This window comes from Rhodococcus sp. MurmanLake-1 (genome assembly GCF_056945715.1).
In genome coordinates this window covers 128,888-147,963 of the sequence record NZ_JBWZNF010000014.1, presented here as the reverse complement: position 1 = coordinate 147,963, position 19,076 = coordinate 128,888, and the positions used below count along the sequence as shown (strand labels likewise).

At 61.9% G+C, this 19,076-nt stretch carries 20 protein-coding genes; 13 read left to right on the top strand and 7 right to left on the bottom strand.

Annotated features, from left to right (window positions below; translation table 11 throughout):
• On the top strand, window positions 1-639 hold a 639-nt coding region (locus AC2ETI_RS27990), incomplete at its 5' end, for a CBS domain-containing protein (protein WP_483634700.1).
• Window positions 640-710: 71 nt separating this feature from the next.
• Here AC2ETI_RS27990 and AC2ETI_RS27985 read toward each other — a convergent pair.
• The 6 genes from AC2ETI_RS27985 to AC2ETI_RS27960 all read right to left on the bottom strand — a co-directional run bounded on the left by AC2ETI_RS27985 (window position 711) and on the right by AC2ETI_RS27960 (window position 3,232).
• Window positions 711-986 carry a hypothetical protein gene (locus tag AC2ETI_RS27985; RefSeq protein WP_317826965.1) on the bottom strand — a complete coding sequence of 92 codons (276 nt, stop codon included), beginning with the start codon at window positions 984-986 and terminating at the stop codon, window positions 711-713.
• Window positions 983-1,261: a WhiB family transcriptional regulator gene (locus AC2ETI_RS27980; protein WP_448277385.1), complete on the bottom strand. Its 279-nt coding sequence runs from the start codon at window positions 1,259-1,261 to the stop codon at window positions 983-985. Before AC2ETI_RS27980 ends, AC2ETI_RS27985 begins: the two co-directional genes overlap by 4 nt.
• Window positions 1,262-1,398: 137 nt before the next feature.
• A complete protein-coding gene (locus tag AC2ETI_RS27975; RefSeq protein WP_230815803.1) occupies window positions 1,399-1,557 on the bottom strand; it encodes a hypothetical protein in 159 nt (52 codons plus the stop codon).
• Window positions 1,558-1,878: 321 nt separating this feature from the next.
• Entirely contained in the window at window positions 1,879-2,043 is a 165-nt protein-coding gene (locus AC2ETI_RS27970; RefSeq protein ID WP_483634699.1) for a hypothetical protein, read from the bottom strand.
• 207 nt (window positions 2,044-2,250) lie between these two features.
• On the bottom strand, window positions 2,251-2,487 hold the full coding sequence (locus AC2ETI_RS27965) for a hypothetical protein (RefSeq protein WP_483634698.1): 237 nt from the start codon (window positions 2,485-2,487) through the stop codon (window positions 2,251-2,253).
• Between the two features lie 448 nt (window positions 2,488-2,935).
• Entirely contained in the window at window positions 2,936-3,232 is a 297-nt protein-coding gene (locus tag AC2ETI_RS27960; protein ID WP_045065850.1) for a putative quinol monooxygenase, read from the bottom strand.
• 345 nt (window positions 3,233-3,577) lie between these two features.
• On the opposite strand from AC2ETI_RS27960, the gene AC2ETI_RS27955 reads away from it, so the two are divergent.
• The 12 genes from AC2ETI_RS27955 to AC2ETI_RS27900 all read left to right on the top strand — a co-directional run bounded on the left by AC2ETI_RS27955 (window position 3,578) and on the right by AC2ETI_RS27900 (window position 17,099).
• Window positions 3,578-4,717, top strand: coding sequence for a glutathione-independent formaldehyde dehydrogenase (locus tag AC2ETI_RS27955; protein WP_279163349.1), 1,140 nt, complete (start codon window positions 3,578-3,580; stop codon window positions 4,715-4,717).
• A 985-nt stretch (window positions 4,718-5,702) separates the two neighbouring features.
• Window positions 5,703-7,577: a molecular chaperone DnaK gene (gene dnaK, locus AC2ETI_RS27950; protein WP_400821688.1), complete on the top strand. Its 1,875-nt coding sequence runs from the start codon at window positions 5,703-5,705 to the stop codon at window positions 7,575-7,577.
• Window positions 7,578-7,585: 8 nt separating this feature from the next.
• Window positions 7,586-8,110 carry a nucleotide exchange factor GrpE gene (locus AC2ETI_RS27945; protein WP_095971681.1) on the top strand — a complete coding sequence of 175 codons (525 nt, stop codon included), beginning with the start codon at window positions 7,586-7,588 and terminating at the stop codon, window positions 8,108-8,110.
• 6 nt (window positions 8,111-8,116) lie between these two features.
• Window positions 8,117-9,022 carry a DnaJ C-terminal domain-containing protein gene (locus AC2ETI_RS27940; RefSeq protein ID WP_007735552.1) on the top strand — a complete coding sequence of 302 codons (906 nt, stop codon included), beginning with the start codon at window positions 8,117-8,119 and terminating at the stop codon, window positions 9,020-9,022.
• Window positions 9,019-9,348, top strand: a complete 330-nt coding sequence (locus AC2ETI_RS27935) for a chaperone modulator CbpM (protein ID WP_020971358.1) — start codon at window positions 9,019-9,021, stop codon at window positions 9,346-9,348. The genes AC2ETI_RS27940 and AC2ETI_RS27935 overlap by 4 nt, the downstream gene beginning before the upstream one ends.
• Window positions 9,330-11,963 (top strand): ATP-dependent chaperone ClpB, encoded by a 2,634-nt coding sequence (clpB, locus tag AC2ETI_RS27930; RefSeq protein ID WP_020971359.1) that lies wholly within the window; start codon window positions 9,330-9,332, stop codon window positions 11,961-11,963. Before AC2ETI_RS27935 ends, clpB begins: the two co-directional genes overlap by 19 nt.
• Before the next feature lie 16 nt (window positions 11,964-11,979).
• On the top strand, window positions 11,980-12,432 hold the full coding sequence (gene trxA / locus AC2ETI_RS27925; RefSeq protein WP_007735549.1) for a thioredoxin: 453 nt from the start codon (window positions 11,980-11,982) through the stop codon (window positions 12,430-12,432).
• Window positions 12,429-12,695, top strand: coding sequence for a UBP-type zinc finger domain-containing protein (locus AC2ETI_RS27920; RefSeq protein WP_007735548.1), 267 nt, complete (start codon window positions 12,429-12,431; stop codon window positions 12,693-12,695). The genes trxA and AC2ETI_RS27920 overlap by 4 nt, the downstream gene beginning before the upstream one ends.
• On the top strand, window positions 12,673-14,400 hold the full coding sequence (locus tag AC2ETI_RS27915; protein ID WP_070385313.1) for an FAD-dependent oxidoreductase: 1,728 nt from the start codon (window positions 12,673-12,675) through the stop codon (window positions 14,398-14,400). The genes AC2ETI_RS27920 and AC2ETI_RS27915 overlap by 23 nt, the downstream gene beginning before the upstream one ends.
• A gap of 13 nt (window positions 14,401-14,413) precedes the next feature.
• Window positions 14,414-14,854, top strand: a complete 441-nt coding sequence (locus tag AC2ETI_RS27910) for a DUF1931 family protein (RefSeq protein ID WP_024487875.1) — start codon at window positions 14,414-14,416, stop codon at window positions 14,852-14,854.
• A 1,253-nt stretch (window positions 14,855-16,107) separates the two neighbouring features.
• On the top strand, window positions 16,108-16,569 hold the full coding sequence (locus tag AC2ETI_RS27905) for an Hsp20/alpha crystallin family protein (RefSeq protein ID WP_483634697.1): 462 nt from the start codon (window positions 16,108-16,110) through the stop codon (window positions 16,567-16,569).
• Window positions 16,570-16,748: 179 nt separating this feature from the next.
• A complete protein-coding gene (locus tag AC2ETI_RS27900; protein WP_283307777.1) occupies window positions 16,749-17,099 on the top strand; it encodes a hypothetical protein in 351 nt (116 codons plus the stop codon).
• A 98-nt stretch (window positions 17,100-17,197) separates the two neighbouring features.
• Here the strand turns inward: AC2ETI_RS27900 and dnaB are convergent, their stop codons facing one another.
• Window positions 17,198-18,604: a replicative DNA helicase gene (gene dnaB / locus AC2ETI_RS27895; protein ID WP_019746049.1), complete on the bottom strand. Its 1,407-nt coding sequence runs from the start codon at window positions 18,602-18,604 to the stop codon at window positions 17,198-17,200.
• Window positions 18,605-19,076 lie beyond the last annotated feature (472 nt).

Genomic DNA, 19,076 nt, shown 5'->3' with positions numbered 1-19,076 from the left:
TCCTGGGCGATCGCCCACCCCGAGAAATCAGCCACACTGCTCGCCATCCCGATGCGCGGATTCATGTGGCTCACCCGGCCTCTACTGCAATCGCTGAACTCGATGGCCAACTGGCTTCTGGTCAAAGTCGGTGTGCAACCGGTCGATCACGTCGGCAGCGGCCAGGACCCCGACACCTTGCGGCACCTGGTCGAGCACTCCACCAACGTCGGAGCCCTCGACGCCGGATACTCTGCGCAACTCTCCGGCGCCCTCGACATGCAGACCTTGACCGTCCGCGATCTGCTACGGAGCAACAAAGCTCCGACCTCCGTTACCAGCTCCGCGACCATGGACCAGGTGCGGGCAATCTCGAAACAATCAGGACACCTACGAATCCTGGTCCGTGACAACGGCGTCCCCCTCGGGATCGTGCACGCCCGCGACACCCTGCTCCAACCCGACCACACCCGCGCCGAGGCCATCATGCGACCGGCATTCACCCTCGCCTCCGAAACCCCCGTCCACCTCGCACTCGCGTCGATGCGGGAAAGTCGCAATCACCTCGCCGTAGTCACAGACGAACGAACAACGGTCGGCATCATCACCCTCTCCGATGTTCTCTCACGACTGTTCCCCCGCCCCGAACCGGCGATCTGACACCGCATGAGGACGGCCTTTCTCACGGACAGCGCTCTCCGAACGGCAATTGTTCGGGGAAGCTCGCGATCTCAGATCTCCCCGTCCCAGGCATCGATGCCCTCGTGGGTATCCGGAGTTGGAATGCCATGCCCGAGTCCCCGTGCCCTCATTTCCTCGTTCACGAAATAGAACCGCGCTGTCTCGCGCGGAGTCAGGCGATCACACCGGCGGTACAGCGAGCGGTACTCCTTGACGAGATCGTCGCTCGCCATTCGGTAAACCGACAACGGCACCGGCTCACCCCACATCTGATCGCGTCCTCGGACTGCATGATCTGCCGCCCGGTGCTCGTCGCGGTTTGTCATTGGGCATGCCGTCTTCGGTCAGCTTCGCTCATGCCACCCCACGTTCCATACAGCTCGCCCGCACCGAGGGCGTACTCGCGGCACTGACCGAGCACAGGACAGGTCTGACATATCCGCCGCGCCCGCAGTTCCCGGCGGGATCGGGCATCGCCACGCTCGCCTTCCGGCGAAAAGAACACCGCCGCTTCGACCCCACCGCACGCGGCATACTTCTGCCAACAACTTGGTTCAGCGGCAAACTCTTTCCCGGACTGCGCCGAGTGCACTGCGGACATCACTGCGAATTCCTCTCTCACCCCAGGACCTCGGATCGCTGAAACCAGATCCGAAACCAGGAGACGTATCTCAAAACTTCTCTCTTACAACGCCACTGACAGGCAATCAGGCGACTTCCTACGGGTTCATGCCAGTATCAGAATGTGGCATGGCCGCCAAGTGACGCTGTGAAGACCGCCGGCCGCGGCAACGGGTGAAGGCGGTAGTAGCTGTCGAGGTTGATCGCTTCCTCCTCGGTAAGGCGCCCTCGACGGAAAAGACCAGCCAGGTGCAGGTGATCAACGAGATAGTTCATAGCGGGATCCTCGTCAGCATTGGGTGCAATCAGAGACAATCAACACGAAACAGGCTGCAACGCAGCACCTTCTCCCCATACTCCGGCCAGGATGTGTGGCCGGCCGGAGATAGAGCGACCACTGCGGACGGCGTTGCCGCATTCGACATCACAGCTACGTCCAGCCCCGGCCAACAATGACCGAATTCGATCCGTCGTCACGGTTTGTATCGGCCTGACCGACCTGACTGCAAACCGCAGGTCGATCCGATTCGGGCACCCACACCCCGGTAGGTAATCGGGCGCTGAATGCGCGACAGATCGCCATCACATGCCATGCCGTCACCGCAGCACCCGCGGACGAGCACCCAACCGGCCGCCTCCCGGGACCGGACGGGCCTTCGGAACGTCGAGGCGGGCCGGCTGTCCGGCATTGGCGTAACGCAGAAGCAAAGCGAGCACGAGGAAAGAGAGGACGAGGACAAGGGTGAGAACAATCGAACCCACGGCGGAGCTTCCTTTCCGAGACCACGAAAGAACCAAGTTCACTCAGAATCGATCACCGAACCGGCCGAGGGAGGAATCCTCCCCAGATCTTCGCGATATCCATACAGCCGAGGTGCCAATCGCGGCTCGGTAACCCTCGCCGGTCACATCATCCGCGTGTGTAGGTCGCCTCTGCTGCACGACGGAGCTTCTGCCCCGAGTGGTCAGTCACCGCGATACAGCGTCCGCAAGAACAGCAAAATCCGTCATCAGTGTCACCGCCGGTCGAGGGAATCGATTGGCAGCGCACACATCATCGAGCGCATCGTCGAACCCCCTCGACAACTCCTCCTCCCGATCAACTGCCAACTCCAGATCGGGAAGTGACATTGCTCCGACTTCGAGCACCAACTCCGTCAAGATCACGCCGGGCTCACGGCGCACGGTGGGGCGCCAACTGAGCATTTCTGATCCAGCGGGCGTGATCACCGAACTTGTGGAGACACTCTCGGACCGCGCACGTAGATTCCGGGTCTATTTGTCCTATCGGACTGCGACTTTCGAGTTTTCCCAGCACAATTGTCGCTGAAATTCCGCGGAAAGATGACCTTTTCCATGGCTCAGAACTATCCCAGCAGCAACGAGAAATCCTGCTTCACTTCCAGTCAAGTCAGTTCAATCTCGAAACACTTTTTAATAAAACGAGTTTGAAATCCTTTCTTACACGCGTACCGAGTTGACTCGACTGAGTACACTTCTCGTGATCTACCGATGCCTGGGTCGAATGAGCGACGGACCGTACGCCACAGCCGCGCACGCCGGCAAAGCTCTCCCGAATCGGGTGTGGTTGTGGCACAACTATATTCGCAGCCGAAGTGTGACGGTCGCCGACTGGGCTTTCCCAGTCGGTCGTTCAGAGTTTTTCAGCGAGAACGTCGAGGTGGCTGATTTCGGGCGGCGCAGCGAAGAGTTCGTCGGCACGTTCGCCGAGAGCCTTGCCGACCGGACCATTGAGATGTGTCTCGCGGGCAGCTTGGTCGGGGAATGCGTCGATGATGCCGAACGACGAGGGCCCGAACCGCACCGCGAACCAGGGTTTCGTGCCGGGCTCCTGCTCGACGAGTGGCAGCGCCGATCGGAGGAATTCCTCGACCGCCTCTTCCTTGCCGGGCTTGGCTTCGAGTCGGACCAGCAGCGCCTTGGTAGCCATATCGAGTCTCCTCTTCGAGGTGGTGGACACTGTCAAGCATCACACCAGCCATCGGTTAATGGAAGGAACCCAAACCCGCCGATCGAGGAAAACCGATCCCGCCCCTAGCGATCGTGGAGCCGAAAGAGGAGACTCCATGGTGAGGGAATGCGACGCCTGGAATGCAGCCTCAGCTGCGGGCCGCGACGGAAAAATGTTGGTGTGCCATTGTTTTGGCACGGCCTTGAGTTCCGTGCGCCGTGGGCCTGCTCCGAACAGCACGATTCATTCGGTCGGTCGCTCACGCGTAATCACCTGTGACCGGACGAGATCAACCGGAAACGCCGCAGCTAAGGGAGTGTCGCCATGAAAGCGCTTGTGTACGACGGGCCACGTGAGGTTCATGTGAAGGATGTGCCCGACGCGAGGATTGAGCAGCCGACAGATGTGCTGGTGAAGATCACGAGCACCAACATATGTGGGTCGGATCTACACATGTACGAGGGCCGCACCGATCTGGAGCCCGGAATGGTCCTCGGTCACGAAAACTTGGGAATTGTCGCCGAAGTGGGGAATGCGGTGGTCAAAGTATCGCCCGGGGATCGAGTGTGCTTGCCGTTCAACATCGGCTGTGGTTTCTGCCGAAACTGCGAGGAAGGGCTGACGGCCTTCTGTCTGACGGTGCATCCGGATCCGAAGATGGCCGGTGCCGCATTCGGTTTCGCGGGGATGGGTCCGTTCTGGGGTGGACAGGCGGAATATCTGCGGGTGCCGTTCGGCGACTTCAACTGTCTGCGCCTGCCCGAGGATGCCCAGGACAAGGAAACCGATTACGTGATGCTGTCGGACATCTTTCCCACCGGATGGCATTGCACCCGCCTGGCCGACATGCAACCTGGCGATTCGATGGTGGTCTACGGCGCTGGCCCAGTCGGTTTGATGGCCGCGTATTCGGCGATGATCCAGGGAGCGAGCAAGGTGATGATCGTCGACCGTCACCCAGACCGGCTACGCCTGGCCGAAGAGATCGGCGTCGTACCCATCGACGACTCGAAGGGCGACCCCGTCGAGCAAGTCCTCGCGCAAACCAACGGGAAAGGCGCAGACAAAGGTTGTGAATGCGTCGGCTATCAGGCACATGACCCGCAAGGCCACGAGGACGCCGCCATGACGATGAACCGCCTCGTGGATTCGGTGCGATTCACCGGCCACATCGGGGTGGTCGGCATCTTCCTTCCGCAAGACCAGAACGGCCCCGACGAACTCGAGCGAAACGGCAAGATCGCCTTCGACATGGGCAAATTCTGGTTCAAGGGCCAAAAGATCGGCACCGGACAAGCAAACGTCAAACACTACAACCGGCAACTTCGCGACCTCATCCACGAAGACCGGGCAAAGCCCTCCTGGATCATCTCCCACGAACTCCCGCTCACCGAAGCCGAATCCGGCTACCAGCACTTCGACGCTCGCGACGACGGCTGGACCAAAGTCGTACTACATCCCTGAAGCGGCTCGGACACGAGACAAACACAACCACGGCCAGACCTGGCACACCTGCGCCACGACGGGGAGAGAGCAAACCGACCCCTCGATCGAATTCCTGCCAAAGGATGTAGCAGAGGAACAGACAAGATCCCACGCAAGTCCCGATAAAGGGCGGAGATCGAAACTTGTTGAATTGCAACTTCTTCCAATTCGGGCGATCTTCTGACCAGTCACGGACCTGCGCACTGAACTGTGCAGCGCACGGGTTGTCGCCCCCACTCGCAACCACCTGAAACTGTCGATAGGTAGGTCATTACCTCTCTGCCACAACGAAATTCGATAGAGCCACAATGAATCCCATCCGGGTTCAACGAAGCTGCTGCCCGCTCGCTGCAAGATCTTTCGCAACGGGAGTTCTACTTATGGATGCGCCGCGGTAGTGTGGACGTACCGCAGTAGCGGCCGACACTCGAGTTTTCACGTAGCGGCCGATACTCGGAGTTTCGTGCGATGGCCGCCTCGATCGGGTTCCGGTGGACATCTTCGATCAAGGGCAGGTGTGGTTGCCGCTGCCCCGTTGAACCCCACCCATCAGGCGAATGTTGTTGACGCCCTTTAGGTGGACGAAAAGACTCATCATGGCTGGGCCGTTCGTGAGCTCAACCGGTTGACCGGCGGTCGGGCCCTGTCGGTACGCACAGGCCCGGCGAACCCCACAACATCAACGCTGAGGGGCGTGATGTCAAAGCTCAGTGATGTCAAAGCTCAGTGGCGGAAATCCCCGCTGCGGCCGCTCTTGGACCTCACGCCGTCGTCCGTGAATTGGCGTCGGGTGCCGTTGCCGGCACCCTGCTCGGCCGCTCCTGCATGGGATGCAGGAGAAGGCAGCGTGATTCACCTCAATCCAGTCATTGAAACCAGGTCACCACGAAGTCCTTGCCGACATCGAGGTCGCGGGCGGAACCGTGCACTTGCTCACCGGCCAGGCGATCGAAAGGAATGAGTCATGACAACTGCTGTAGGCATCGACTTGGGCACAACCAACTCGGTCATCGCAAGCTGGCAAGGCGGCGAGCCGGTGGTGATCTCCAATGTAGAGGGAGCACGGACGACGCCCTCGGTGGTGGCGTTCACCGAGAACGGTGAGCGTCTGGTGGGCCAGCTTGCCCGACGGCAGGCGATCTTGAATCCGAAGGGCACGATCTACTCGGCGAAACGCTTCATCGGACGTCACTACGACGAGATCTCCGAGGAGGCCAAAGCGGTCAGCTTCGACGTCGTACCGGGTGACAACGGTGAGGCCCGATTTGACGTGCGCGGCAAGAAATACGCACCAGAGGAGATCAGCGCTCTCGTGCTGCGCAAGCTCGTCGACGACGCGAGCAAGTTCCTCGGTGAGAAGGTGAAGGAAGCGGTCATCACCGTTCCTGCTTACTTCAACGACGCGCAACGAAACGCCACCAAGGACGCCGGCCGTATCGCGGGCCTCGAGGTTTTGCGGATTATCAACGAACCGACCGCTGCGGCACTCGCGTACGGCATGGACAAACAGACCCACGAAACCGTATTGGTCTTCGACCTCGGCGGCGGAACCTTCGATGTGAGCCTGCTAGACGTCGGCGAGGGGGTAGTCGAGGTTCGTTCCACGGCCGGCGACTCCCACTTGGGCGGCGACGACTTCGACCGACGCATAGTGGACTACCTTGCCGACGAATTCCAGAGCACGGAGAACATCGATCTGCGTAAGGATGCACAGGCGTTGCAGCGACTGTTCGAAGCCGCGGAGAAAGCCAAGGTCGAGTTGTCCTCAGTGACCCAGGCCCAGGTCAACCTGCCCTTCGTCACCGCCGACGCGAATGGTCCCAAGCATCTCACCACTACGATCATGCGATCGAAGTTCGATGATTTGACTGCGGATCTGGTGGAACGCTGCCTCGGCCCGGTGAAGCAGGCGATGAGTGATGCCAAGGTCGCCGCCAACGACATCGACGAAGTGATCCTGGTCGGCGGTTCGACACGTATTCCGGCTGTTCAGGCACTGGTTCGCCGGCTGACCGGCGGTAAGGACCCCCATATGGGCGTCAACCCGGACGAGGTCGTTGCACTCGGCGCCGCAGTCCAGGCGGGCGTGCTCAAGGGCGAGGTTTCCGATGTGTTGTTACTCGATGTCACCCCACTGTCCCTCGGCGTCGAGACGCAGGGCGGGGTGATGACCAAGATCATCGAGCGCAACACGACGATCCCGGCCCGGCGCAGCGAAGTGTTCTCCACGGCGGAAGACAATCAGTCCGCCGTGGACGTCGTGGTGCTGCAAGGCGAACGCGAACGTGCCGCCGACAACCGGGTGCTGGGTCGGTTCCGGCTGGAAGACATCCGCCCCGCGCCACGTGGCGAGGCCCAGGTGGAAGTCATTTTCGACATCGACGCCAACGGCATCCTGAACGTCACCGCTCGCGACAAGGATACCGGCAAGGAACAGAGCATCACGATCAGTGAACAGGGCAACCTTGATCAGGGTGAGGTCGAGCGCATGTTGGCGGAGGCCGAACGGAACCGGGGTGAGGACGAGGCGCTGCGCAAGGCGGTCGACGCGCGCAACGGGCTCGATTCGGTTGCGTATCAAGTGGAGCGGCGACTCGCCGAACTCGGTGACAGTGCCCCGCCGCATGAGAAGGCGCGGGCCGAGATGCTGGTTGCCGACGCCCGAAAGGCCGTGCAGGACGGCGCTTCACCCGCGGAGGTTCAGCCACTCACCTCGGAGCTGCAACAGCTGCTCTACGGACTTGTGCCGGACCAGTCGGACGACGGCCAAGCAGGCGGCGCTGATGCTGCGTCGTCGGATGACGGCGACGTGATCGACGCCGAATTCGATCGAAGCTGAGGGGCACGATGGAAATGTCTGCAGATCATTCGACGACTGAGCCGACTACCAACAGCGCCGACACGGATCAAAGCAAGACCGAGTCCGATCGCGCCGAGACGGCAGACGAGCTGTCTCAACTCGAGGACCGTTGGCGCAGGGCCGTCGCAGATCTGGACAACCTGCGCAAGCGATACGCCAAAGATCTGGACCGTGAACGCGCCGCGGAAGTAGCGAAGGTTTCGGCGGCGTGGCTGCCGATACTGGACAACTTGGAGCTTGCGCTTGCACACGCAGGCAGCGATCCGCAGGCCGTCGTCGAAGGTGTGAAGGCGATCCGGGACCAGGCGGTACAGGTGCTCTCACGACTCGGCTTCGAGCGCCACGACGAGGTCGGTGTGCCGTTCTCCCCGGAACTCCACGAAGTGGTCAGTGTGGTAACCCGACCCGACCTTCCGTCCGGGACCGTGGTCGAGGTCTTGCGCCCGGGCTATGGAGAGGACGGGCGACAGTTGCGGCCCGCCGCGGTGGTCGTCAGCCGCCCAGAGGGGTGAGCACCGATGGCCCGTGACTACTACGAAGTACTCGGCGTACCGAAGGGCGCCGGCACCGACGAAATTCAGCAGGCGTACCGCAAGCTGGCCCGCAAGTACCACCCCGATGTGAACAAGGATCCCACTGCGGAGGACAGGTTCAAGGAGGTCAACGAGGCCTATCAGGTGTTGTCCGACCCGGACACCCGGAAACGCTATGACCGATTCGGTGACGACTTCCGGCATGTACCCGAGGATTACGACGAACGGGTGCGGGCAAACGCCGCCGGGTACGGCGGTGGCGGGAGAAGGGTGCACTTCGGCCACGGTGTCGGTGGTGAGGGTGCCGTCGACTTCGAAGACCTCTTCGGGCAGATGTTCGGCGGAGGCGGTGGGTTCGGACCGATTCCCGGCGCCGATCAGGAGGCCGAACTGGAACTGGCGCTGGAAGAGGCCTATCAGGGCGGAAAACGCACTCTCAGACTGGACGGACGGCAGTATGACGTCGACATTCCAGCCGGCGTCCTGGACGGCCAGCGAATCCGGTTGGCCGGGCAAGGAGGCCGAGGCAACGGTGACGCGCCGCCTGGGGATCTGTACCTCGTGGTGCGGATCAAACCGCATTCACGGTTCCGCGTGCAGGGTCGGGACATCTACGTCGATCTGCCCGTATCGCCATGGGAGGCGGTTCTCGGGTCGACAGTCGTCGTTCCCACACCGGGCGGAGAGGCGAAAGTCAAAGTGGTGCCTGGCTCTTCGACTGGTAGGAAGCTGCGCCTGCGCGGAGAGGGAATGCCGAATCCGCGCGGTGCCAACGGCAACCTCTACGCCGAAATCAAGGTGATGGTTCCGTCGAAACCGACAGCACGTGAACGCGAACTGTTCGAGCAGTTGGGCGCCGAATCGAACTTCAATCCGAGGAAAGAGACATGAGCACCTCAACGCCGATCACTCAGTACGTATTGGTTCGCCGTACCGGATTGTCGCCGGACGCCTTCGCCGAACGTACTGGCCTGCACCCGGATCTGGCACGAAAACTCGTGGCTCTCGGACTGCTCGACGCCCACCGCTACGCCGGCGGAGAGATGTCGTTCGACCCATCCGAAGTGACCCACGCCGCACGCATCCAACGACTGCGGACGGGTCTGGGTCTCAACTACTCGGCAATCGGGCTCGTGCTCGATCTGCTGGATCGAATCGAAAGACTCGAAACAGCGGCCCGCAGAAGGAGGACATCCTCATGGACACCGGCAGCTTGACCGAAAAGTCACGAGAAGCCTTGCAGGAAGCCCAGAATGTTGCGACCAGAATGGGCCACACCGAAGTCGACGGAGAGCACCTGCTGCTCGCATTGGTCGATCAGCAGGATGGGTTGGTGCCCCGACTGCTCGAACAGGCCGGCGCGAATGTCGAAGCACTTCGATCCGATCTGGATCGTGAACTGTCGCGTAGGCCGAAGGTCAGCGGCCCCGGCGTGACCCCCGGTCAGGTGATGATCACCCAGCGTCTGGCCAAGCTGCTCGATGCCGCAGAGCGGGAGGCGAAGAGACTCAAGGATTCCTACGTGTCGGTGGAGCATCTTGTGATGGCCCTTTCCGAGGAAGGATCGGCCAGCGCGGCCGGGCGGGTCCTCGCCAGTCACGGGGTCACACGGGACGCCTTCCTCACGGCGCTGACGAAGGTGCGCGGCAATCAGCGTGTCACGTCGGCAACCCCGGAGGGGGCGTACGAGGCATTGGAGAAGTACGGGCGCGACCTCGTCTCCGAGGGGCGGGCAGGCAAACTCGATCCGGTCATCGGCCGGGATGCCGAGATACGCAGGGTAACTCAGATCTTGAGCCGGAAAACGAAGAACAACCCGGTGCTGATCGGCGACCCCGGTGTTGGTAAGACTGCGATTGTCGAGGGTCTCGCCCAGCGGATCGTCCGCGGCGACGTGCCCGAGGGCCTACGCGACAAGACGATCTTCTCGCTCGACATGGGTTCTCTGGTGGCCGGTGCGAAGTACCGCGGCGAGTTCGAGGAGCGACTGCAGGCCGTGCTGTCCGAGGTGAAGGCTGCCGAGGGGCGCATCCTGTTGTTCGTCGACGAGTTGCATACCGTGGTCGGAGCGGGCTCGGTCGGCGGCGAGGGGTCTCTCGATGCCGGCAACATGCTCAAACCGATGCTCGCACGCGGCGAACTGCACATGATCGGTGCCACCACTCTCGACGAGTATCGCAAGCACATCGAATCCGATGCGGCACTGGAGCGTCGATTCCAGACCGTTCTCGTCGACGAGCCCAGTGCCGAGGATGCGATCTCGATTCTGCGCGGACTTCGAGAACGCCTCGAGGTGTTCCATGGCGTGAAAATTCAAGACGGTGCATTGGTGGCCGCCGTGACCCTCTCGCACCGGTACATCACCGACCGCTTCCTTCCGGACAAGGCGATCGATCTCGTAGACGAGGCATGCGCTCGGCTCCGCACCGAAATCGATTCGATGCCTGCCGAACTCGACGAGCTCACCCGGAAGGTGACCCGTCTGGAGATCGAAGAGGCCGCACTGTCCAAGGAAACGGACGCGGCCAGCAAGGCGCGCCTCGAAGAATTGCGCAAGGAGCTGGCCGACCTGCGGGCCGAGGCAGACGCCCGGCACGCTCAATGGGAGGCGGAGCGGCAGGCGATCCGGCGGGTGCAAGAACTGCGAGGAGATTTGGAACGGTTGCGCGTCGAGGCCGAGGCCGCCGAACGCAACTACGACCTCAATCGGGCAGCCGAGTTGCGATACGGCGAGATCACCGAGCTCGAACGCCGGCTCGAGGCGGCGGAGGAGCAACTGGCCACCAGACAAGGCCGAAATCCGTTGCTGCGTGAAGTGGTCACCGAAGACGAGATCGCAGAGATCGTGGCCGCATGGACGGGTATCCCGGTCGCCCGGCTGCAAGAAGGTGAGCGGGAGAAGTTGTTGAAGCTCGACGAGATCCTGCACGAGCGGGTCGTCGGTCAGGACGAGGCGGTGCAACTGGTCGCGGACGCTGTGATCCGGGCGAGGTCCGGTATCCGTGATCCTCGTCGACCGATCGGTTCGTTCATTTTCCTGGGCCCGACGGGCGTCGGAAAGACCGAGCTTGCAAAGACATTGGCCAGCGCCCTATTCGACAGTGAAGACAACATGGTGCGCCTCGATATGAGCGAGTACCAGGAACGGCACACGGTGAGTCGGCTCATCGGTGCACCTCCCGGATACGTCGGGTACGACGAAGGTGGCCAGCTCACCGAGGCGGTGCGACGTAAGCCGTACTCCGTGGTGCTCTTCGACGAGATCGAGAAGGCCCACGCCGACGTCTTCAATACCCTGCTGCAGGTGCTCGACGACGGCCGGATCACCGATTCTCAAGGGAGGCAAGTCGATTTCCGGAACACGGTGATCATCATGACCTCCAACATCGGATCCCAGCATCTCCTCGACGGGGTCACAGCCGACGGCGAAATCAAGCCGGACGCCAGGGAACGGGTGATGGCAGAACTGCGCGGGCATTTCCGCCCCGAATTCCTCAACCGGGTCGACGACATCGTGCTGTTCTCCCCACTCACCCTGCCCCAGATCGAGTACATAGTGGAACTGCAACTCACCGACCTTCGAAACAGGTTGTCGGAGAGACAGATACACCTGGAAATCACGCCGGAGGCACGCCGACTGATCGCCGAACACGGGTTCGACCCTGTCTACGGTGCGCGGCCGCTGCGCCGATACATCGCACACGAGGTCGAAACCAAGATCGGCCGTGCACTGTTGCGCGGCGAGATCAAACCGGACGGCACCATCAGCGTCACGGTGGACGGCGGCGAGCTTGCCGTCGCGTATGCCGAACCCGCCTTCGCGGCGGCCTGAGAAGAGGTAACTGGTCATGGGATCCGAAAAGGTGAAGTGCCCGAACTGCGGCAAGACCAACAACATCCCGGCAGCAGGGGAAGGAAAACCTCGCTGCGGCAACTGCCACGAGCCGCTGCCCTGGATCGCCGCGGCGGGAGACGGTGACTTCGCGGAGATCGTCGAAAAATCCTCGGTGCCTGTGCTCGTGGATCTGTGGGCGACGTGGTGCGGCCCGTGTCGCATGGTCAGCCCCGCGCTCGAGCAGCTCGCCAGAGAACACGCCGGCCAGATCAAGCTGGTCAAGGTCGACGTCGATGCTGCACCCCGGACGGCTGAACGATTCACCGTCCGCGCCGTGCCGACTCTGCTGGTGATGGACCGGGGTGAGGTTCTCGCTCGCCAGTCGGGCGCAGCTCCGGTCCCCCAGCTGCGCACGTGGCTCGATCAGGCGCTCTCGGAAAATGCCGGCGAGGAGGCGAAGTCATGAGTCCTGTCCATGCGGACCCACATGTAACCGCGATCCGGGCCGTGGTGCCCCGTACCCCGCAGGGCTGCGAGGAATGTCTTCGCCTCGGCACCCCGTGGGTGCATCTGAGGCTGTGCCTGACGTGCGGACACGTCGGTTGCTGCGACTCTTCGCCGGGCAGGCACGCGAGTGCTCACGCTCACGCCATCGGGCATCCGATCGTCCAGTCGATGGAGCCCGGCGAGGATTGGCGGTGGTGTTATGTCGACCAGAACTTCGTCTGAGGGCGCCTCACCCATCGGGTACAGCCCGCAGGTCGACGACGAGACCCCGGACGAGGAGGGTGCCTTCCCGCGGCTGACGGACGACCAGGTCGCGAAGCTCGAGGTCGGTGGCTCGCGTCGACCGGTTCACGCCGGCGAGGTGCTGATCCGAGAAGGCGCGCCTGACAACGATTTCGTCGTCGTCCTTTCCGGAAAGATCGCAGTCGTCGACGAAGGCGACGCGGACGGCGAGCGCCGGATACTGCGCGTGCACGGTCCTGGGCGTTTCCTGGGCGAGCTCGGACTCCTGGAAGGTCAGGTGGCGTTCTTCACCGCCGAAGCGATCGAGGACGGCGAGATACTCGTCGTCCCGGCCGAGCAGGTACGCGAGCTGATTGCCCACGATCCCGTGCTCAGCGATTTGATCCTGCGCGCCTACCTTGTGCGTCGGCACTTGCTGATCGGGCTCGGCTCCGGATTCCGGATCATCGGCTCCTGCTTCTCCCCGGATACGTTGCGACTTCGTGAGTTCGCGATGCGAAACCGTCTGCCCCACAAGTGGTTCGACTTGGAACAGGACGAACGAGTGGAGCAGCTGCTACGCAGCCTGAACGTCGCACCCGAGGACACACCCGTCGTGATCTGGCACGGCGAGAAGGTGCTGCGCAATCCGACGAATGCGGAACTCGCACGCGTCGTCGGGCTTCCTGTCCCGGCACCCGTCGCGGACGCAGCCAAGGACGTCTACAACCTCGTCGTCGTGGGTGCCGGACCGGCCGGCCTGGCCGCATCGGTGTACGGCGCCTCGGACGGGTTGAACACGGTGACGTTGGAGCGGATCGCTGCGGGCGGCCAAGCCAGTACCTCATCCCGGATCGAGAATTATCTGGGATTCCCCGCCGGGGTCTCCGGCTCCGAATTGGCCGAGCGAGCCGTGCTCCAGGCCGGGAAGTTCGGCGCCCGCATCCTGGTGTCGGCAGAAGTGACCGGTTTGGGATCCGAGGCCGGGAACCATGTGCTCCGACTGGCGGACGGCGGGTCGGTACACGCCCGGGCCGTTGTGCTCGCCGCCGGGGCGCGGTACCGCAAGTTGGCCGTTCAGGGGATCGAGGCGCTGGAAGGAACAAGCGTGTACTACGCCGCAACGCATCAGGAAGCACGGATATGCGGCACCGACCCGATAGCCATCGTCGGTGGCGGCAACTCCGCCGGCCAGGCCGCCGTCTTCCTCGCCGAGCACGTCTCACAGGTGCACCTGCTCATCCGCGGCGATGACCTCGGGAAGAGCATGTCCCGATACCTGGTCGACCAGATCGAACACCATCCGCGGGTCACCGTGCACCGGCACACCGAGATTCGTGCGGTCCACGGCGAGAAATACCTCGAAGCAATTGCAGTCGAGGACAATCGCACCGGCGACCAGGACACGATTCGGGTGCGCGCCCTGTTCGTCTTCATCGGGGCGGTACCGCACACCGGGTGGCTTGCCGACGCGATCGCACTCGACGACCACGGCTTCGTCCTCACCGGTGTGGACGCGATCCACGCACGAGCGGACGGCAGCCTGCCAATCAACGGCGGCCTGTCCAGGACGCTCGAAACCAGCCTGCCCGGCCTGTTCGCGGCGGGCGACATCCGCCGCGGTTCGGTGAAACGAGTCGCATCCGCCGTCGGTGAAGGAGCGATGGCCGTACGCCAAATCCATGAATACTTCGAAAGGAGCTGACGACATGCCAGTAATGGGCACCGTGAAATTCCAGCGGTTCTTCAGGGCAGCGGCCGGACTGCAGGTCGACCGGAACGATCTCAAGCGCTATACCGATTTCATCGACGACAAGATCTACGACGTGATCCTGATCGGGAAAGCCTCCGCGAAAGCAAACTTGCGCGACGTGATCGAACCGTGGGACCTGCCGATCACCAAGGGATTACAGGAGAGCATCCACCGGTTCGAAAAACTCGACGAGGAGATCGAACTTCAACCGCTGCTCGATCAGCTCACGGCCCGCCCGCCCTTGGACGTGGCCCTCTCAGAGGAGACAGAGCAACGACTGCCGCTGATCGCAGGAGGGTTGAGCGTAGCGCTGGCGCAAACTTTCGCCACGGTCGAGCCGGACCGCAAGAACCCCGGCACAGCCCAATGGACAGTCGCCTTCGACATCTTCCACCTACTTCTGTGATTACCACCCGTCCCGGCTGACAGCGCGTCTGAGTTCGAATATGCTGTCCGGCTGCGAGAATACCGGCGCGATTCAGAACTGCCTGTCAGTTGGCGTCGACGACGGAGGATTTCCGGCGAGAGATGTGGTTTCCTCGCTCGATTCTCGAGCAGCGAGAACTCCAGTGAGGGACTCGATTACAGCCCTCAGATCTTCTGCCGTGAGCGAGTTCGGCTTACACGCCGAACCTCTGACACCGGTAGTCCGCGTGGCCAGGCGGCGAGCAGAACTTGTCGATCGCCGATCGCTCCTTCGGCTCATCTGAGAACCTTTCGTCTTCACTTTCTCGATCCCCGCATCGGGCGGGCCCTGAGCACTTCTGGGCGCGCACAGCTCAAGGCCCGGCAAGGAGACCAGTGAGGGTGATATGGCCTTGCCTTGACGAACACCCGCCCGATTGTTTGCCCCCTCGAACGGAACGGGTGCCCCCGACCCGACGAAGGTTATTGCGCACTGCTTGTAGACGACAGGGTCGAAAGTCCCAGTTCCATTGTGATGAGCAAGCTTTGACGGTAGCCGAAGTGTTCTCCCTTACAGCCGATTCGGTGTGTGCACGAACACCGACATCGTTCGCAGCGACTCCGACGAACGAGCACCCGCGATGTTCGATGCCCGATCCACCCGCAAACATCGGGAAAGACCTATTTTGCAAAAGCATTCGGAACAGACGTCTGCAAACCAAATACCAGGCACGGGCCACCTTTCCAGGCACCGCGGCTACTGCGCCGCTAGCGTGACGACCAAGATGTTCACCTTGCCATGCAAACGGCCATGTCACTTCTTGGCATCGAAGGCGACTGAACATGATTTATACCGATCGCACTGTTTATGGTTGAAGATGTGCGGACGACATGAACGTCGACTTCGCACGGATAGTGGGTCATCGGTGTTGTGTGCTCAATGCCGACGTCGGTCATACGCCCCGACTCGCACACACAGAGTCGGGGCTCCGGCGGATCCATTGCCGCACCGCCACTACTGACGAAGTGCCATACCGCGCTGCCCGAGTCGATCCGAGGCCAAAGGCGGCCACCGCTTTTGCCGAAATCAGGCAACGCAGCGATCTTCAGGGACCGGAACACTTCCCCAAAGCTTCTGGCACTCTCGGTTGCAGAGTGCTAATTCGTGTGGTTATCATGTTCTCGCACAGTGAGTTCGGTCAACCGCCACAGTGGCGGTGACCTTTCTTTTCACGACATGGGAGGTGTGTTGCTGTGCTTCGTTTCGATCCTTTCACCGACATCGATGCGATCACCAAGTCCGTCCTCGCCGCGGAAACCGGCAACGGACGCAGTCCACGGTTCATGCCGACGGACCTCTACAAGGTCGAGGACCAGTACGTCCTGCACGCCGATCTTCCCGGCGTCGATCCCGGCTCGGTGGACGTTCACATCGACGGCTCGACTCTGACGTTGACCGCGCACCGCACCGCCCTCTCCGAAGAGGGTGTGAGTTGGCTGGCGAGTGAGCGTTTCGCTGGAACCTTCAGACGGCAACTGTCCATCAGCGACGACATCGACGCCGAACAGATCGTCGCCTCGTACGACAACGGCGTGTTGACGGTGACGTTGCCGATCGCGGAGAAGGCGAAACCGCGGCGGATCGAGGTCTCCTCCGGACCGCCCTCCCGAACCGAAACCATCGAAGCGACAACACAGGTCCAGGTCGAAGCCTGATCCTACTGGCCCGGACAAGCGTTCCACGGTGGGGTGAGTTTCGAAAACACGCGATGCGTGCTCGGGACTCACCCCACCGCCCGTTCGATCCCCACCGCCGTTCGATCCCCTCTGCACCCGTATGGCCGATCGGCCCATCCACCACACGAAAGAATCAGCACTACAACCCTTTAGCCGTCATGACTGCATCAACCTTCCCCCCGCACGAGCAATCCGACAACACAGGCAACACCGAATCCCGCCCGCACACCTCGCCCGATTGGTGGGATCACCACCGCCCGATCAACAGCGACGAATACAGCGACATGGCGTTGATGCTCGGTGCACTCTCGATACTGACGTTCTGGATTTTCGGCCTCGGCATCCTCCTCGGTGCCGCCGCCATCGGAACCGCACTGGCAGCGCGCCGACCCGACACCCCCGGACACGACCCCAGCGACAACACCGCCGGTATCGTCGGAATCCTCACCGGCATTGCCGGAATCGCCTTCGGCATCGTCTTCCTCACCGCAGCACTACCCCACCTGTAGACAAACCGAATTTTGCACTAGTGGAATCGAATTGGTGCTTGTAGCAGGATCTCACAAGATCTGAAATCCGTCCCACCTTCAGGCGATGGCGGCAGCAGCTATCCCCGCGCCATATCGACGAACTTCGAGAGATGAAGCTGGTGCGCCACAGTGATTGTCGCGGTCGGGCCGTTACGGTGCTTACCCAGAATCAGGTCGGCTTCACCGCCACGGGGATCGTCTCGCTCGGTCGCGTCGGGGCGGTACAGCAGAATCACCATGTCGGCGTCCTGCTCGAGCGATCCGGACTCACGAAGGTCGGCGACCTGCGGACGCTTGTCGGTTCGCTGCTCGGGACCACGGTTGAGCTGACAGATCGCGACAACCGGAACTTCGAGCTCCTTCGCCAAAAGCTTTAGGCTACGGGAGAATTCGGAGACTTCCTGCTGACGGGACTCGACCTTTTTACCCGAGCTCATCAGCTGGAGGTAGTCGATGACGATCAGGCGAATGTCGTGTTTCTGCTTGAGCCGCCGCGCTTTTGCGCGAATTTCCATCATGGTGAGGTTGGGGGAGTCGTCGATGAATAGCGGCGCCTCACTGATCTCACTCATGCGACGCGCGAGCTTGGTCCAGTCGTCGTCGGTCATCTTGCCGGAACGCATGTCACCGAGCTTGATCTTTGCCTCTGCGGACAACAGACGCATGACGATCTCGGTTTTGCTCATTTCCAACGAGAACATGACGCTGGCCATGCCGTGCGTGATGGAGCAGGAACGCAAAAAATCCATTCCAAGGGTCGATTTGCCCACACCAGGTCTAGCCGCGACGATAATCATCTGACCAGCGTGAAGGCCGTTGGTGATCTCGTCGAGATCCTTGAATCCGGTGGGCACACCGAGGGAAATTCCGCCGCGGCTGGCGATGGAGTCGATCTCGTCCATCGTGGGCTGGAGGAGCTCGGTGAGGGGTACGAAGTCCTCGGTGGTTCGACGCTCGGTGACCTCGAAGATCTCGGCCTGCGCGCGGTCGACAACCTCGGCCACGTCCTGGCCCTCGGTGCCGGCGTAGCCGTACTGGACGATGCGAGTACCGGCGTCGACGAGACGACGCAGCACGGACTTCTCGGCGACGATCTCGGCATAGAAGGCAGCGTTGGCGGCAGTGGGCACTGTCTGGGTCAGCGTCACCAGATAGGCAGCACCACCGATACGGCGGAGCTCACCTCGACGGTCGAGCTCGGCGGAGACCGTCACCGGGTCGGCGGGCTCGCCACGGCTGTAGAGGTCCAGGATCACGTCGTAGACGGACTGGTGGGCGGGCCGGTAGAAGTCACCCGGACGCAGTACCTCGAGGACGTCAGCGATGGCGTCCTTGCTCAGCAGCATGCCGCCGAGCACCGACTGCTCGGCAGTCATGTCCTGAGGTGGCTGGCGTCCGAACTCCTGGTCGGGCTCGGCCTCGGGAGGGCCCGGGTAGTCCGGCCCCGAGAAGTCGGAAGGTCCTCGATCATCTACAACAGCCACAAGCGAGACCTTCCCGTAAAACACTCGACGACACTGCCAGAAACCGCAGCGCCCTCATCATTTGTACCTGCCCCCACCGACATCCCCTAGCCGCATTCGGCCGGGCTGTAGATAGACGCCGAGATGACGTTAGGGACTAGTAGGTCCGCATACAAACCGGACTGTGGATAAACCTGTGGATGCTTTGTGGAAACTCCCGCCCCACGGTGTGCACCGCCTGTGGAGCATTTGGGGACTACTTTGCCTAGCAACCACAAAAGACCAGGTAGATGGCTATCCACAATTTCACAGGCCTGTTGATGAAAATAGTTTTTCCACAGTCGGCGCGTCGGCGTGTCGGGCGTGTTGCCTCGCCCGATTCGTCACTGATCACCAAGTCGAACATCACAGTGTGAGAGTTATCCCCAGGTCCGATTCGGGACGCTGTCAGGCGGCACACCGCACCCCGAAACAAAACGTCGGGCCCCACACA